Origin of the sequence: Wolbachia endosymbiont of Tribolium confusum (genome assembly GCF_020405475.1) — a bacterium.
Taxonomy (GTDB): Bacteria; Pseudomonadota; Alphaproteobacteria; order Rickettsiales; family Anaplasmataceae; genus Wolbachia.
In genome coordinates this window covers 54,302-71,239 of the sequence record NZ_JAIZNT010000001.1, presented here as the reverse complement: position 1 = coordinate 71,239, position 16,938 = coordinate 54,302, and the positions used below count along the sequence as shown (strand labels likewise).

The 16,938-nt window shown below is 33.7% G+C and carries 15 protein-coding genes, 1 tRNA gene and 1 pseudogene; 10 read left to right on the top strand and 7 right to left on the bottom strand.

Features of this window, described 5'->3' with window-relative positions:
• Nucleotides 1–26: 26 nt before the first annotated feature.
• From LEM02_RS00340 to LEM02_RS00325, 4 genes are all read right to left on the bottom strand, one after another.
• The gene (locus LEM02_RS00340; protein ID WP_226079241.1) at nucleotides 27–809 is read right to left on the bottom strand and encodes an exodeoxyribonuclease III; all 783 of its coding nucleotides are present in this window, start codon (nucleotides 807–809) and stop codon (nucleotides 27–29) included.
• Entirely contained in the window at nucleotides 809–1,516 is a 708-nt protein-coding gene (locus LEM02_RS00335; protein WP_226079240.1) for a uroporphyrinogen-III synthase, read from the bottom strand. Before LEM02_RS00335 ends, LEM02_RS00340 begins: the two co-directional genes overlap by 1 nt.
• Before the next feature lie 228 nt (nucleotides 1,517–1,744).
• The gene (locus tag LEM02_RS00330) at nucleotides 1,745–3,307 is read right to left on the bottom strand and encodes an actin-bundling T4SS effector WalE1 family protein (RefSeq protein WP_226079239.1); all 1,563 of its coding nucleotides are present in this window, start codon (nucleotides 3,305–3,307) and stop codon (nucleotides 1,745–1,747) included.
• Between the two features lie 190 nt (nucleotides 3,308–3,497).
• Nucleotides 3,498–5,381, bottom strand: a complete 1,884-nt coding sequence (locus LEM02_RS00325; protein ID WP_226079238.1) for a coiled-coil domain-containing protein — start codon at nucleotides 5,379–5,381, stop codon at nucleotides 3,498–3,500.
• Nucleotides 5,382–5,510: 129 nt separating this feature from the next.
• Here LEM02_RS00325 and LEM02_RS00320 point away from each other — a divergent pair, with 129 nt between their 5' ends.
• Complete coding sequence (locus LEM02_RS00320) at nucleotides 5,511–6,836, top strand: phosphomannomutase/phosphoglucomutase (protein ID WP_226079237.1); 1,326 nt, start codon at nucleotides 5,511–5,513, stop codon at nucleotides 6,834–6,836.
• 130 nt (nucleotides 6,837–6,966) lie between these two features.
• On the opposite strand, the gene LEM02_RS00315 is transcribed toward LEM02_RS00320, so the two are convergent.
• The 3 genes from LEM02_RS00315 to LEM02_RS00305 are packed head-to-tail and all read right to left on the bottom strand — an operon-like array spanning nucleotide 6,967 to nucleotide 9,619.
• A complete protein-coding gene (locus LEM02_RS00315) occupies nucleotides 6,967–7,554 on the bottom strand; it encodes a CvpA family protein (protein WP_226079236.1) in 588 nt (195 codons plus the stop codon).
• A 57-nt stretch (nucleotides 7,555–7,611) separates the two neighbouring features.
• Nucleotides 7,612–8,208, bottom strand: coding sequence for a riboflavin synthase (locus LEM02_RS00310; protein ID WP_226079235.1), 597 nt, complete (start codon nucleotides 8,206–8,208; stop codon nucleotides 7,612–7,614).
• 40 nt (nucleotides 8,209–8,248) lie between these two features.
• Entirely contained in the window at nucleotides 8,249–9,619 is a 1,371-nt protein-coding gene (locus LEM02_RS00305) for a hypothetical protein (protein ID WP_226079234.1), read from the bottom strand.
• 894 nt (nucleotides 9,620–10,513) lie between these two features.
• On the opposite strand from LEM02_RS00305, the gene pheS reads away from it, so the two are divergent.
• The 9 genes and pseudogenes from pheS (at nucleotide 10,514) to metK (ending at nucleotide 16,928) form a co-directional block, all read left to right on the top strand.
• Complete coding sequence (pheS, locus tag LEM02_RS00300; protein ID WP_226079233.1) at nucleotides 10,514–11,557, top strand: phenylalanine--tRNA ligase subunit alpha; 1,044 nt, start codon at nucleotides 10,514–10,516, stop codon at nucleotides 11,555–11,557.
• Nucleotides 11,558–12,793 (top strand): NTP transferase domain-containing protein, encoded by a 1,236-nt coding sequence (locus LEM02_RS06750; RefSeq protein WP_226079232.1) that lies wholly within the window; start codon nucleotides 11,558–11,560, stop codon nucleotides 12,791–12,793.
• A gap of 77 nt (nucleotides 12,794–12,870) precedes the next feature.
• Nucleotides 12,871–13,419 carry an outer membrane protein gene (locus tag LEM02_RS00290; protein ID WP_226079231.1) on the top strand — a complete coding sequence of 183 codons (549 nt, stop codon included), beginning with the start codon at nucleotides 12,871–12,873 and terminating at the stop codon, nucleotides 13,417–13,419.
• A 235-nt stretch (nucleotides 13,420–13,654) separates the two neighbouring features.
• A complete protein-coding gene (locus tag LEM02_RS00285; protein WP_017532463.1) occupies nucleotides 13,655–14,125 on the top strand; it encodes a P44/Msp2 family outer membrane protein in 471 nt (156 codons plus the stop codon).
• 234 nt (nucleotides 14,126–14,359) lie between these two features.
• A pseudogene (locus LEM02_RS00280) lies at nucleotides 14,360–14,838 on the top strand (outer membrane protein).
• Between the two features lie 216 nt (nucleotides 14,839–15,054).
• On the top strand, nucleotides 15,055–15,357 hold the full coding sequence (rplU, locus tag LEM02_RS00275) for a 50S ribosomal protein L21 (RefSeq protein WP_015588327.1): 303 nt from the start codon (nucleotides 15,055–15,057) through the stop codon (nucleotides 15,355–15,357).
• Between the two features lie 10 nt (nucleotides 15,358–15,367).
• Nucleotides 15,368–15,637 (top strand): 50S ribosomal protein L27, encoded by a 270-nt coding sequence (gene rpmA, locus LEM02_RS00270; RefSeq protein ID WP_017532465.1) that lies wholly within the window; start codon nucleotides 15,368–15,370, stop codon nucleotides 15,635–15,637.
• 8 nt (nucleotides 15,638–15,645) lie between these two features.
• Nucleotides 15,646–15,722: transfer RNA gene (locus LEM02_RS00265), tRNA-Ile, on the top strand.
• 39 nt (nucleotides 15,723–15,761) lie between these two features.
• Nucleotides 15,762–16,928: a methionine adenosyltransferase gene (metK, locus tag LEM02_RS00260; RefSeq protein ID WP_226079229.1), complete on the top strand. Its 1,167-nt coding sequence runs from the start codon at nucleotides 15,762–15,764 to the stop codon at nucleotides 16,926–16,928.
• Nucleotides 16,929–16,938: the final 10 nt, after the last annotated feature.

The window sequence follows — 16,938 nt, the reverse complement described above, 5'->3', positions numbered from 1 at the left end:
CAAAGGTGAATTGTGTAATAGGTCTTTTATTGTTTTATAACACATACAACGGGAGTATGATCAGATGGGTTTTCTAGTTTACGCAACCTATCATCTATGTAACATATTTCCAATTTATCTGCAGCTTGTGGCGATAGCAGCATATGATCTATTCGCATTCCTTGATTGTTTCTGAGTGAATTGCCTTGATAATTCCACCAAGTGAATTGTTGCAAATTTGGGTGAGATATTCTAAACGCGTCTTTAAACCCAAGATTCAAGATTGCTCTTAACTTCTCACGCTCTTTTATATGAAAGCATACTTGGTCATTTAATAAATTTGAATCAAAGACATCAATTTCATCCAGTGCAACATTATAATCGCCAGCTATGATGGTTAACTCTTCATTCTTCAACAAAGTGCCCATCCTTTCATATAGGTTATCAAAAAACTTGAGTTTATACTCAAACGTGTGAGAGTCTGGGCTTTGACCGTTTGGAACATATACACTTCCTACCTTTACCTTATTATTGGTGTGTTTTATCACACACTCTATATAACGTGCTTCTTGATGACTTTCCACAATATCAATTTTAAACTTCTCCAGTATTGGATATTTAGATAAAACACAAACGCCATTTCTTGCAATCTGTCCATAGATAGCATATTCATATTCTAATTCTTCTATTTCTGCATAAGGAAATTGCCCTTCCGTACATTTTATCTCTTGCAGCAAAACTATATCTATCTGACTATCAACTATAAAACTACAAAGTTGGTTGATTCTTTTACGTATGGAGTTTACATTCCAAGTTGCAATCTTTAGCATCAACAATCCTTATTAATTATATCAATTAAACTCTCCCCTGTAGGCAACCTCGATATTATAATTTTTTTCCACTTGATTAACTTTAAACTATCAGCAATGTTTTTACTCATGGTATATGCAACTGTATTATTCATCACATGAGATAGCCCACTTTTTAGAACTAATGAACAAAATACCCTTGCTGTTTGTGAGGAAAAAAAAGCAACGCTATCAATTTTACCGTCCAATAGTAAATTTTTACACCTATTAGTTAGACTCCTTTTAGTAATTGTTTTATAGAGTACAACTTCTCTTACGTTAAAACCTTCTTCAGATAATCTCTTTTTTAGGTCACATGATACTTCTTGTCCCCTTATATATAAGAACTTTATTGTGTTTGAATAATGAGCTTTTATAAATGATATCAGGCCATCAACGTTGCTGTCTGCTGAGATTATATCGGAAAATCCCAAATTTTTTGCAGCCTGCATAGTTGAATTACCAACCGTAATAATTGGAAAGCCATCCTCTTTGCATATTTGACTGAAAGCCTTTACACTGTTTTTACTTGTAGATATCACAACGTCAAATTCATACGTAGATATATCAGGATTTAAGTACTTTATTGTGAATACTGGTTCTATAAAAACTTTGTATCCATATTTTTTTAGCGTGCTTCTTGTGCTCAACGAATCTAATAAAGGCCTTGTCAATAAAATAGACTTCATTCTGGTTTATTTCACTAGCAGTAAAATAATATCCCTTATACACAAATTATTGAATAAAAACTTTTATTTTTTAAGTTTCTTGCGTAACCTATGAAAAAGGCAAGAGAAACTCCATAAATTGGCCTAGTGCTAGAAAATTGATATTAAACAAGCGAATGTTTTTGATCAAATGGAAAAAGGATGTTACTCATTGAGTAACATCCTTTTGAAGAAAGTGGGTAATTTTGTTTACTTTCCATTTATTTTTGAAGCTTGCTGCTCTACTTCAGTGTCAACAGTTACTGTTGAAGAAGGTCCTACCAATTTGTCCAAAGAACCTGTCTTTCTTAAGTCAGCTTGGGTTTTTAACTTGCCATTTTTCTCAGTGAACATACCATGTTGCGGAGAAGAACTTGGTGAATTGAACCCACTATCAGAACTACGACGGTAACTGGCAAAGCTAGAAGTTGTAGCAGTACTGTCAGTGCTTATAGAACCCATTGAATTGCTTCTTGGCGGTTTCTCCGGAGCAACATAAAAACGGCTATTTCCTATCTCTGCAGATTGCATCTCATCTGCATTCATCCTTTCATATTGTGTAAGAGTAACTTCCTCTGGCTTTTTGCCACCTTTTAGCGATGATGACAACTTGCTCCAAAGTGAGGTAGGTGCTTTTACTTCCTTATGCTCATTAGGATTTAATAATTCTGCTTCGCTGCTAGTAGTGCTGTAACTGCTTAAAGAATTCATTGAACTACTTCCTGATAAGCTATTGGATTGTTCAGAGTTACTTCTCTTTAGTGAAAAAGATCTAGGTTTGTTATTATCCCCTTCTTTAAACATGTTATTACGCATTTTAAGCGATCCTTTTAGGATGTGGTCTTCTTTGCATTTTGCAATAACTTCCTTAATCTCACCATGATGTTCAGAGAAAATACTGTCTCTAAAGTATTTATCTTTATCTACTAGCCTTTCTGTGACTAATTTACGTAAACCATCTGCGTCCAAGTTATCAATAAACTTTTTCTGTTCTTTCCATCTTGTAATTAAACTAAGATTTTCCGTAAAATCATCTGCAGAGGAAGTGAATTCCACCTCTTCTTTCGCTTTTATTTTTCCTTCTATTTTCTCTGATATTCCAGAACGTATGCTCTCTATTAATGCAGAATTATTTCCTTTATCAGCAAAAATTTCTTTCAGATTCTTTTTAACTCCTTGAACTCTTTTCTTGTGTGATGAATCAGGAGTAAGCTCATCATCTATTCTGTCTGAATAATTTTCATTGCCAGCTGCACGATATAACTTATTTGCTGTTGCAGTGAGTATATCACTTGCTTTTTCTTTCGTTTTTTCATTGATAAGATGAGCACCTCTCTTCAGTGAATCTGCTGAATACTCATAGCCATCCTTAATTTTTCCGCCAATATGCTTCGCTCCTTCGACTGTTTTTTCTGCTGACCATTTGAGTCCTTTATATCCAGATTGAACTGCTTTTACAGCAACTTTCGCAGCGAAAAATAGAGTAAGACCAACTATAGCACTTGGTATAGCAAGTGTTGCACCAACTGCCAAAAGTGGTAACACTGCTGCAAATAATCCACTTGCTGTACCTACTACAAGAGCCTGATCTCCTTGCTTCATCTTGGAGAATTCTGTATCTCCTTTTAACAAGTCAGTAATTCTTTCCTTTAGTTTTTTAGAATCATGAACAATATCTGCACTTAATGAATCTTGCATAATTGTACTAACACCAAAATTATCTTGTTGAGCTTCAACAGGACGTGAGTTAGATTTTATTTCACTAGGTGACATTTTTAACCTCACTATTAATTAAACATACTAATATTGTATACATCTGATTCTTAAGTTAGGGTTAATTCATCTAACAATGCCCACTTGCTTTCAAATGATTTTACTTGATGTGTTTTTTTGAAAGCACAGAAAATTAGTGATTATTGCAATATAATATCTCGTTTGGATTAGCTATAGTTGAAGCAAAAACTCATCCTTTTGAAGGAGTAGATTTTTTAGGAATCTCAGCAGGGGTTGATTTTGGATCTGATAATTCTGTATTTACCTTAGTTGGCTCTAATGGAGTTTTCTGCTCTTCTGGTTTATCATTCGGAATTGGAATAGGCCAATCCATAATGTTTTGTGGTATGTTTGTTCGAGCTTCTTCTTCCTTAGTCTTTTTTTGATCTGTTGAAGGTGATGCATCAACACCTGCATTTGTACCTTGGTTTTGTGTTTTAGGAACTGTAGTTTCGTGATCACTTGCCTGGATTCCTCTACTTTCATATTCAACTTCAGTTTGAGTTGATATAGCTACTTTCGCATTTACTTCACTCATCTCATCTGCAAGTGATCTTCCAGATTCAAGTTGCCAAATTTCCCTCTCTAAATTTTCATTTCTTTTTTTTAGTTCATTGAATTCTTGAGACAATTGTTTCAGCTCTTTAGTCAATGTATTGTTTTTCTCTTTTGCTTCCGTCAATTGTTCTGCCAACTGCCTTTCATGATTATCCTTTGAACCTTCTGCCAATATTCTCTTTAGATCATTTTCCAAATTTGCATTCTTTCTTTCTAGTGCACTTAACTTGGCTTCACTTTGCTCCAATTTTTTCTGTAGTTCCTCATTTGTTCTATTTGTTGACTGAACCTCACTTTTTTTATCTTTCAATTGATTAATTAAATTTGTTATTCTAACATTTTTATTTTTTTGACTTTGTTCTAGTGTGCTTACCTTTCGTTCTAATTGCTTAATGTCTTGATCCTTTTCAGCTAACTCTTTTTCCTTTCTTTTCAATTCATCTTTAAGTCTTGTGACTTCTTTTTCCAAATCTTGCTTTTCCTTGGTTAATTTATTTAGTTCCTCATCACCTTCTTCTGTTATCCTTGTATTATGTTTTTTTAACTTTGCGCTTTGCTCCTTGAGATATGTGTTTTCTTCCTCTAATTCCCCTATTCTATCCTCTAACTCATTTCCTTCTTGTTTGTTCTCTTCTTCATCAAACGTGTTGCTCTCAAATGTTTCATCTTCACCATTAAATTCACTACTAATAGACAAAGAACTTCTGCGTGAAGAAGGTGTACTAAGAGAAGAATACCCACTGCTACTTGGTATAGGTGACTGCAGTGAATCTTTTGTAAATGTTTCCTCTGCTGGTGTTTGCTGATTGTTCACACTTTTGCCCATGTCAGTAAAAGCTTGATGCAGAGTTTTTCCGTTGATAAAAACTTCTTTATTCTGCTCAACTAATTTTAATACCTCTTCTGGGTCAGTTATTTCTCCAAATTTTGGTTCATCAATCACTCTTTTTATGCCCTTAGAACTTACTTCTACAGTCATGCTACAATCTATGCTATTGCCTTTAGAATCCTTAGCTTGCCAGTTAATGGTCATCTCACATGAGCTTGAACCAGTAAAATCATAGTGCCTTTCGCTGCCTTTTTTGGTTGCAGTTATTTGACTATCTTTCCCTAAAGATAGGTTATAAACCTTGCCTTCGTCACTGGCTCTTAAAAGGGTGCTAATCTCTATTGGTTTTTCTTTATTTTCAAATCTAATTTTAAATTCATTATCTTGTGTTGTATATACTAAGAAATTTTCACTTGGTAGAGATTCTGCGAATTTTTTATGTGTTGCATTTATTGATTGCTCAAACTTTTGAAACTCCTCTTTCCACTTTGAACTTACCTGTTCTTTAATGTTCTCATCTTTGTGTAAAGGACCAATAAAGTACCAGATTAAATTTTCTTCTTCTAGTTTTCTGATAAAATCCTGAAAATTTTTGCAAGATTTAATGAAACTTAAAATATCATTTTTCTTTTGCTCATCTACATCTAAACCTTGATTTTCAGCTATAAATAAGTTTTCTTTTAGCATAATTTCTATTTTTAGAGAATTGTATTATAATATTAGCATATTTTCTTAAAAAATCAACTAATCTTATAGTTAAATAAACTTGAGTATTTGTCGGGAATGTTATATATTAACTACTCCAAGAAGTGCACTATGGATAATACTATTATAAGAAAATACGATATTAGAGGTGTGGTAGGCAGAGATCTGCAAATCAGTGATGGGTATGAAATAGGTAGAAAATTCGGTCAAACTGCAGCTAACGTTTGTGTAGGCTATGACAGCAGGATAGATTCACCAAGCATAGAAAAAGAATTGATCAGAGGCTTAATTTTATCCGGTGCAAATGTTATACGAGTTGGTCTCTGTTCTTCACCTATGCTCTATGCTGCAACAATGAATGCAGATCTTGGGATTATGATCACTGCTTCTCATAATCCCAGAAAATATAACGGCTTTAAATTTTTCAGTAGTAAAAAAGTTTACTCAGATCAAGAAATGAAGGAAATTATAGGCAATACAATTAAAAACAGCACGAAAATTGGAAGCTTAATTAACACGAATATATATAGTGAGTACGTTAACATATTAAAAGATGTGCTCAAGAATAACGCTACACAAAAACTGAAAATAGCCTGGGATTTTGGCAATAGTCCAACAATTGTAAGGTATATTGAAAAAGTTTTACCAAGTCATATACACATCATAACCAATAATTCTATCGATGGAACGTTTCCACTGCACGATCCAGATCCCATAGAAGAAAAAAATCTTATTCAGTTAATAGATATTGTCAAGAAAGATAAATGTGATCTTGGTATTGCACTTGATGGTGATGGTGATAGGGTACGCTTGATTGATAATAAAGGTAATGTTGTTTCCAATGATCACTTGTTTATGATTTTTTCACGTGAAGTATTGGCGGAACACCCAAAAAGCAAGGTTATTGCCAACGTAAAAATGAGTATGAAAGTGCATGATTTCGTTAGCAAATTAGGAGGGCAAGTAATTACCTGTGCCACTGGACACTCACTAGTTAAGAAAAAGATGGTAGAAGCAGGGGCAAAATTTGCCGGTGAACTCAGTGGGCATTTTTTCTTTTCTGAGCTGGGTTTCGATGATGGACTATATTCTGCTGTTAAAGTCATTAACATTTTACTTAAGAAAAACCAAAGCCTATCTGAGATAATTGAAGATTTGCCAAAGTTATATATCACTCATGAAGTGAAAATTGTAGTGAAGGATGAGAAAAAATTTCAAATAATTGAGTCAGTAAAGGAGACACTAAAGCAGAAAAATATTGTATTTTCAGAGCTTGATGGTATTAAGGTAACCGATAATAAAGGTTGGTGGCTTCTTAGAGTATCAAATACGCAAAACTGTATTACAGCAAGATGTGAAGGAAATACCTTAGAAGATTTTGAACTCACTAAAAAAGTTTTGTTTTATTACATTGATGAACTAAAGTTATACATTTAAATTTTTTTGATGATTTACTTATTCGTCAATGTCTGCAGTTTTGTTTGATTAGTCATAGGAATTGGTAACCTATGGCGAATTGCTGTGGATAATAGCTGTCTAGGCTAGTTTAGCTATAGAAAATCAACACTCACTTTTCTTTATTGTTTTGAGGTTTTTCTTGATCAACCATTTCCTCACCGATCTCTTTTATTTTTAGTATCAATGACTCTGGCACATACATGTTAATTACTTCTTCTGTTGTCACAAATAAAGCCTGATAAGAGTGTGAATTTATTATCCAATTAGGTAATATGTCTTCTGCTTCTACTTTAGACTCTCCCTCTTGTTTACCGTATACTGTGTGGCAATATAAGTGCACAGCAAAAAATAGTACATAAGAAAGCAATATTCCTCTAAGTGCTCCGACAAAGATTCCAGTAACTCTATCCATTAATCCCAACCTTATAGGTGATAATATGTACATTAGCCAGTTATTCATTGTCATGAATGTAAGATTAAGTATGATAAATACAGAGATTGTAGAAAGTATGTTTTGTGTAACTTTAGAGTCAAAATACTTACTATAATTTATAATAAAAAAATCATAGTAACTAGCTGTCAAAAAGACTGATAAGAGCAAGAACATTAATGCACATAACTCCTTTATAAAACCTCTAGTTATCGATATTATTACACACAAGACAATAATAAAGATAATTAGGCTATCGAAAAACATATTTTGTATCTATATGATTTTCAAGATATGATAGTTGTAAATAACAAAGTTGTAAAATTAATTGTGTTGATATTTTATCAGCTGTTCTAGGTACCGAGCAATCATATCAACTTCTAAATTTAGGTAATTACCTGTTTTGTTATATTGAAAAGTTGTATTTTTCCATGTGTAGGGAATAATGTTCACAGTGAATTCTTGGTTGATAACTAAATTGACCGTAAGGGAAACCCCATCTAGCGTTACAGAACCTTTTTTTGCAATAAATTTAATTAATTCTTGTGGGCATGATAGTCTGATTTCATGAGATTCTGAATTTTGATTAATTGTTAAAATTTCTGCTGTGTCATCCACATGACCCTGAACCAAATGGCCGTCAATTCTGTTACTCAGTTTCATTGCTTGTTCTAGGTTTATTTTTTTTCCTATTTTCCACATATTTAAGTTAGAAACCTTCATAGTTTCTTGAGATACTTGAACTATGAATACATCGTTCATTATGTTGACAACAGTTAAACACACTCCGGAGCAGGATATTGAATCTCCTTTGTTTATAGAGGGTAAGTTTTTTGCCTTGATATGAAAGATTTGGTCAGAGTTAGGGTGGATAGTGATATCAGTTATAGTGCCAATATCTTTGATAATTCCTTTAAACATGCAATAAAATAAATAATTATATCACAAAAGATCTTATTTGTTAGGTGCGCAAAAGAAGATCTTTTTTACTTATCTGCTCAATAGATTCTACAGAATATTCAGAATATATAAAGTAAGCCAGACTAAAAATGCACAGTGTAATTAATATTGGTAACCCTATGTTTAATGTTAGACCGATACTTTCCCTTTTTTCTGTTGGCACCAATTCCTTTAAAATTGACACTTTTCCCAGCGGCAAGTGCCATAGGCAGAGTGCTGATATAGAAGCTGCTACTAAAAATAGACAAAAATAAGTCTCTTTCGAAGAAAACACAGTTTTTGATGGTGGTTTTAAAGTAATATCAGTGGGTTTATTTATTTTCAGTAAGGAGTCTGCAACTTTGCTTGGTAAAATTTCATGAGAAATATTTCTAGGCTGTGGAGAAGATTGTATAGAAATGCCCGAAACTAATTTGAGCAATTGCACTTTTTTTCTATCTACTTGCTTTTTTAAATATTCTTTACCTAGACATGAGTTATTAGGAAGTTGTGGCCTTTTGAGTACCTTTAGCACTTCTGATATCTCATCCGGCTCTAATATTTCATGTAGTTGTTTATCTTGAAAGTAAACAATATTAAATATTGAGTTGAAAATATTGTAAAATGTATCTGAATCTTGATTTTTATATTCACTTACTACTGCTACGAATATTTCATCGAGTTTTTTTTCCTTGTGCTCAGCCAAATTATCTATCATAGCTACTCTAGCATCAAGTTGAGCTTGTTTTATGGTTGATTGTTTTTCTTCTTGCAATAATTCTTTAGCCTGATTTTCGGATTTCTTTTTTCTATTAGCCTTAAAATAATCTGTGTGCGACCTAGTTTGACCTATATCCCGCTCTATTTCTTGAGACACTAAATTTCTTGTAGTATCCTCATTTTTAGCTTTTTCTGCATGTTTTAGCTGCTCATTCAAGAATATCTCGATTTGTTGCAAGCTACCGAGATTGATGTTTTTAACGTCTGTTTGTAGCGTTATTGTTATGCCCTGCAAGGGGATTTGAATTGGAGCATTACTTATGAATTCTTCTACAGTTTTATTAGCTTTATGGTAGTTATTGTATAGTTCTTCGCTTTCTTTTGCTACTTTTATATTGGCTGTGAAGTTTTTCTCCTGAGAAAGGCAGATTTTAAAAAAGTCAATTAAATGTTTTATTTGAGGTAATATTGTATTAGGGTTTACCTCTGTTAGCAGCTTGATCTTAAATGAAAATTCTTGTGTATCGCTTGTAACATTTTTTGAGCGAATGGTGCTAATCTCCAGTACTTCATTAGAAAATGCCTTACTTATGTCTTTGGATCTATTCTTAAAAAACTTAGGTAAATCCTCGATTTCGTATTTTTTCTTAGTTTCTATGTTACTACTATGCATGAGTAAATTTTTTAATATAAAGTGAAATAAAAAATATAACTAGTCAATAAATTAATAATTATAGCACTCTTACATAACAGTAGCGTGCTGGATTCAATGAGAGCAGAAAAAGTTACTTTACAAACCTTATCAGTCTCCTTATCATGACAATAAGAGTATTTATCCTTGTTTTTAATCTCTGCAGATTTAACAACAAAAATTCAGTGAAAAACTCAGGTATATATTGGCAGATTACATAAAATTATAGCGGCTGCATGTCTTTTTTATTTTTTCTACATTCAGCCAAAACACGCTTAAAATAAGCGTTAGCACATTATTACAATGCCAATTTACATTATTATAGGGTCAAAACTCACTACTGGGGGATTCTTTTGCCTTTTTTTTGCTTGGTAAATTTTTTAATATCTTGAATTAGTTAGGAGTCCTATAGACATGTTATTCCAGCACTTCTTACTACCTGTTATGGATCCCAGTGTCAAGCACTGGGATGACAAGAAGGAGAGTACTTGGATGACAAGAAGGAGAGTACTTGGATGACAAGAAAGAAAGCGCTGATTTCATATGCATCTGATAAAAAAGATGATGTCATGCCAGTGCTCAGACACTGGCATCCAGTTTTTTCATGATCATCAAAACGTTGTATTTTAACATAAAACGGCTACTTTTATGCTTACCAACCTAATAAAATTCCTAGATCCCAGTGTCAAGCACTGAGATGACACCGAAGGGGCTACTTGCATCTTTTTAGCCCAAATCACAATGTTCATACAGCTATGTGTCAGCTACTTGAATGACAAGAAGGAGAGTACTGGGATGACACCTTTTTATCCAAATAGTTTTATTGATGATATTAAAGATTGCACTATAATGAAAGTTTAAGCTAGCGTTTTTAAGGTGAATAAAGAGCTAATAAGTGAAATACCTTTACTTGAAGATAAGGCAGTTTCTGAGATTGAAAATGCTGCTTCTTTGCAGGATTTAGAAAAAGTTAGGTTGTCATACTTGGGGAGAAAGGGTGTAGTAAAAGCTTATTTCGATGACTTAAAGAATATAGATGATGCAGGAGAAAAACGCGACCTAGGTGCAGTGATTAATGTTTTACGCAATAAGATAGACCAGCTTATAACAAGCAAAGAAAATGAACTAAAAGATAAAGAAGTTAAGTTAAAACTGCAAAATGAAGCAGTTGATATCACACTGCCTGTCAGACCAGAAAGAATTGGCAAGATTCATCCACTGAGCAAAGTTATAAGTGAAGTAAAGCTCATTTTTGCACATATGGGCTTCAAAGCAGTTGATGGTCCTGATATTGAAGATGAATTTCACGTGTTTGATGCGCTAAATACTCCAAGTCATCATCCTGCGCGAGAGGAGCAAGATACCTTCTACTTAAAGAATAAAATAAACGATAAAAGAATGGTGCTGCGCACTCATACCTCATCTGTGCAGATTAGAACTATGGAAAAGACAAAAACTTTTCCAATTGAAATAGTGGCTGCAGGCAGGGTATACAGAAATGACTTTGATGCAACTCACACTCCTATGTTTCATCAGATAGAAGGGCTTTATGTTAATGAAAATGTCAATATGGGCCAATTAAAATTTACTATTCATCGCTTCCTTAGTAAATTTTTCGGAGATAAAGGTCTAAAAATACGCTTTCGTAATAGTTTTTTTCCTTTTACTGAGCCTTCTGCAGAAGTGGACATAAGTTATAAAGGTAGTAAATGGATTGAAGTACTTGGATGTGGTATGGTGCATCCAAATGTCTTTAAAAATGTTGGAATAGAACATACTAAATACAGTGGCTTTGCATTTGGGATTGGTATAGAAAGGCTTGCGATGCTGAAATATCAAATTGGTGATCTAAGGAGTTTTTACGACAACAAAATCAATTGGCTCAACCATTATGGTTTTCATTTTTCGTCTTTAAGATAAGTGACAAATAAATCTTATACATTTGTTGTACTTGCTGCTGGGCATGGTAAACGAATGAATTCAAGCTTGCCTAAGGTTCTGCACAAAATAGGTAATTTCTCCATGCTTGAGCACGTCATTTACAATGCAAAGCAGCTAAATCCTGAAAATATTGCTGTTGTAGTTGATCAGCCTTTAATTGAAAGACTAAAGTGCTTTGAGGATATAAAATTAATTACACAAGAGTCAACGCTCGGCACAGGGGATGCAGTCAAAATTGCAATGAGAAACCTGAAAGAATTATCAGACATAGTTGTTGTGCAGTATGGAGATACTCCGCTGATAAAAAGCAGCACAATAACTAAAATGATAAGCTGCTTAGGAGAGAGCAATGCTTTAGTTTGTCTTGGGTTTAAAACTGATAATAAAGGATACGGTAGACTAATTATTGAGAACGGTTCCCTAAGAGAAATAGTAGAAGTACAAAATGGTAGAAATAATGATGAGGAATTTCTTGCTAATGCTGGAATAATGGTTGCATATACAAAAGATTTACATGAATTAGTGGAGAAAATAGAGTGTAATAATCAAGCTCGCGAATATTACCTGACTGATATAGTTGCCATTGCAGTAAAGAGTAATTTAAATGTTGGCTATGTTATTGCTGATGAGGAGGAGGCAACTGGCATAAATAATAGGAATGACCTTGCAACGGCCGAGTTTTACTTTCAAGAAGAAAAAAGAAAGTTTTTCACTAACTCTGGAGTAATGCTTGTTGCTCCAGAAACTGTTTTCTTCTCTCTTGATACGCAAATTGGTATGGATTCGATTGTTTACCCATACGTTTTTTTTGGTCCTGGAGTAAAAATAGGATCTGGTGTTAGGGTTGGTCCATTTGCCAAATGTGAAAATACAACAATAGGTGATGGTGTAATCATAGGTAATTTTGTTGAAACAAAAGCAAGTGATATAGGTATAAATACTAAGATAAAGCATTTAAGTTATATAGGAAATACTCAGGTAGGGCAGGGGAGTAACATAGGTGCAGGTACCGTTATTTGTAATTATGATGGGAAAAAGAAACATAAAACAAATATTGGAAGCAATTGTTTTATTGGTGCCAATAGTTCATTGATTGCACCACTTAATGTGCATGATGACTCTGTCATTGCAGCAGGTAGCGTTATAGTAGAGGATGTGCCAGAGAAAAGTCTTGCAATTGCAAGAGAAAGGCAAATAACTAAGAAAATAAAATAACTCTAATTTTTATTACGCGAATTATGTTGTTTTTAACATATGCATTAGTATACATGTATATCAATTACATGTTAAAAATGAAAAAGTTGCTTATTTTGGTGGTCTGTTGTTTCCTGTCAGTACTGTCTTTTGGAGTTGATTGGATTAAAGATAGAATCTATACTTTTTTGTCATATAGCCGGCTTGGTATTAATTATGATGTTGGTTTTCACTATACAAATAGCGTTAAAATTTCAGTTGGTTATGTAATCAAACCTATTATTAATTCTGTAATCAAACCTACTCTTGATGAAGAATTTGGAGGAGTTATGGGGCTTATGGCAAAGCTTCATTATCATCATAAATTTGAAGGTACTGATATTACTCCTTATATTACTGCTGGTGTTGGTACTGTTATAGTTCGTACAATGAAGGCTAAACCTAATGTAAGTAGAGCTGATAATGTAGGTGGAAACATAAGTACCCTATTGGCAGAGGTTTTCAAAACTATAGTCAATGATAAATTTTTTTCTTATCAAATAGGTGCTGGTATTAATCTTCCACTTTCTGAAAGAACAAGTGTTTTTGCTGGCTACAAATTGCAAAGGTTTCATGGAATTGAGCTAGGAATGAGCTTTAATTTGTAAACTCTGATTGAATATTTTTAGTAAAGGCTAGTGGGAAATTATATTGAAGCGAAAGTAAGTGATGTAGACTCAAATGATGATTGCAGCAGATAGTGAAAGATATGCCAATTTGCAATTGCAAGAGAAAGACAAATAACAAAAAAAATAAAATAATTCCAATTTTTTACTTGCAATTTATACTATTTTTAATATTTATATGCTTGTATATGCATATATTAATCTTTGGAGGATAAAAATGAAAAAGTTACTTACTTTGTTGGCTTGCTGTTCTTTGTCAGCACCGTCTTTTGGAGTTGATTGGGTTAAAGATAGAACCTACACCTCTTCGTCGTATGGCATGCTTGGTATTAATTATGATCTTGGCTATCATTGTACAGATAGCATTAAAATTTCATTTGGTCCTGCAGTTAAACTTGTTATGAGTGAAGGGATTTTAGACGCGGGACTTATGACAAAGCTTCATTATCATTATAAATTTGAAAATACAGATATTACTCCTTATGTTACTTTTGGTGTAGGAGGAGTTGCTAAAATTCCTCTTTCAGAAAATCAAGGGCCAGACGTAGAAGAATTTTTTTCTTATCAAATAGGTTCTGGTATTAATCTTCCACTTTCTGAGAGAACAAGTGTTTTTGCTGGCTACAAGCTGCAAAAGTTTCATGAACTTTCGCATGGGGTTGAATTTGGAATGAGTTTTAATTTGTAAGCTCCGATTGAATGTTTTTAGTGAAGTCTGGTTTGAATTTTTGTTGAAAAAAAGCAAGTGATATAGGCTAAAATGATGATTGCAGTAGGTGACAAAATGTGACAAAGAGAAGTTTGGCAATTGCAAGAGAAAGGCAAGTAGCTAAGAAAGTGATTCCGATTTTATTATGTAAGTTATGTAATTTTTAACTTTTCTGTGAGTATATATGCGTATATTCATGGTTAGAGGGTGAAAATGAAAAAATTACTTACTTTAGTAGTCTGCTGTTCTCTGTCAGCACCGTCTTTTGGAGTTGATTGGATTAGAGATAGAATCTATACTTCGTCGTCATATGGTAATCTTGGTATTAATTATGAGCTTGGCTATCATTATACAGATAGCATAAAAATTTCAGCTGGTCCTGTATTGAAATCTGTTTTGTTTGGAGGATCTTTGGCAGAGTTAGGATTCATGGCAAAGCTTCATTATCATCATCAATTTGAAAGTACGGATATTACCCCTTATGTTACTTTTGGTGTAGGAGGTGGAGCTAAAGTATCTCAACCAGCACAGCAAGGTCAACAGCTAGACGTAAAAAAGTTTTTTCCTACCAGATAGGTGCTGGTATTAATCTTCCACTTTCTGAGAGAACGAATGTTTTCGCTGGCTATAAACTTCACAAGTTCAGTAATTTTTCTCATGGGTTTGAACTTGGAATGAGTTTTAATTTATAAGCTCCGATTGAATGTTTTTAGTGAAAGCTTGAGTTTTTATTAACGTCGTAAAGTTTTCATGATACTAAGAGAATTTGAGAGTAGTCAAGTTTTAAAACTTGACTACTCTCCAAGGAAAAGCAGATAAAGGTAGAAGTATTTCATGTTTTTATTTATATTGACAGTATGTGTAGCATCATTTACGATTAGTGTTAATAACAATAATTGATATTTGTCATGTTTGCAGTAATCGAAACTGGTGGAAAGCAGTATTTAGTAAAAAAAGGCAGCATAATTAAAGTAGAAAGATTACAAGCTGAAGAAAAAGAGGAAGTGGAAATCAATAAAGTGATTTGTGTTTCAAGTAATGGCTTATCTTGTTCATCTAATGCTGTTGTTAAAGCTGAAGTACTGGAGCAGTGTAGAGATAAAAAAATTATAATCTTTAAGAAAAAGAGAAGAAAAAATTACCGTAGGAAAAATGGTCATAGGCAGTATATTACTGTTCTTCGTATCAATGAAATTAGTCTTCAAAAGTAAGAGGTAAGATATGGCAACTAAAAAATCAGGTGGTAGTTCCTGTAATGGTAGAGATTCGGCAGGGCGTCGGCTCGGGATAAAGAAGAATGGTGAGGTTATTCCAGGTAACATAATTGTACGTCAAAGAGGTACAAAATTTCATCCTGGAAAGAATGTTGGTATGGGTAAAGATCATACGATTTTTGCTAAAACGAAAGGCTGGGTGAGTTTTAGAAAATCAGCAAATAAAAAGACGTTTATTGATGTTGTGCCTACAGATAATATGCAAGCCTTGGCTTGAATAGATACGGGTCTGTAGCTCAGGTGGTTAGAGCGCACGCCTGATAAGCGTGAGGTCGGAGGTTCAACTCTTCCCAGACCCACCATTTAAATTTGCAATAGTTTTGATATCGTGTAACTAAGTGATGGTTTTACATAAGAATTCAGTAACCAGTGAATCAGTAGCAGCCGGTCATCCAGACAAAGTAGCAGACCAGATTTCAGATGCAATACTTGACGAATACCTTTTTAATGATTCTTCCTCTCGTACTGCAATAGAGACTTTAGTTACTAAAGATAATGTTATTATAGCTGGGGAAGTATTTGGGCCGAACATTGAAAATAGCAAGATTGAAAGTATTGTACGGAATACAATAAAAGATATTGGTTATGAGTATAATGGTTTTCACTGGAAAACAGTGAAGATAAATATATTGCTACATGAACAATCAAATGACATTGCAATAGGTGTGGATCAAGGTGCTGGAGATCAAGGCATAATGTATGGCTATGCAACAACAGAGACAGAAAGCCTCATGCCGGCACCCATTTTTTATGCACACTCGATTTTGAAAAATATCATAAGTATGGTTAAAGAGGTAAAGCTTGGCCCAGATGCAAAGTCACAAATTACTTTAGCATATGAGAATAATCTTCCAGTGCATGCTGAGAGTATTATTGTTTCAATACAGCACCCTGAGGATCTGAGTCAATCAAAAGTGAAGGAAATAATTTATCCTTACATAGTTTCATCTTTACCTGAAGGATGGATGTGCTCTGAAGAAAATCTCTTAGTCAATCCAACAGGTAGATTTGTTATTGGTGGACCGGTTGGTGATTGTGGATTAACCGGACGAAAAATTATGGTTGATACTTATGGAGGCTATATTCCACACGGTGGAGGAGCGTTTTCTGGAAAAGATGCAACAAAAGTTGATAGATCCGCAGCTTATATGGCGAGATACCTTGCTAAAAATATTGTCTTTGCAGGTTTAGCTGAACGTTGTCTTGCGCAGCTTTCTTATGCAATTGGTGTCTCAAAACCTACTTCATTTTACATTGATACATTTGGCACGAATACAATAGATGAAGAGAGGATTAAAGGGTTTATTGAAGGTAACATAGATTTATCAACTAAAGGCATAATAAGACATTTATCACTTAATCGTCCTATATATAAACGTACAGCCTGCTATGGGCATTTTGGTAAAGAATCGGAAAGTGATGGTGGATTTTCTTGGGAAGGTGTGGACTTATCTACTGATTTTTGTAAAGAATTTAATATAGAAGAAAAAAAGAGAGAATTTCTTTAAACTATTAAAC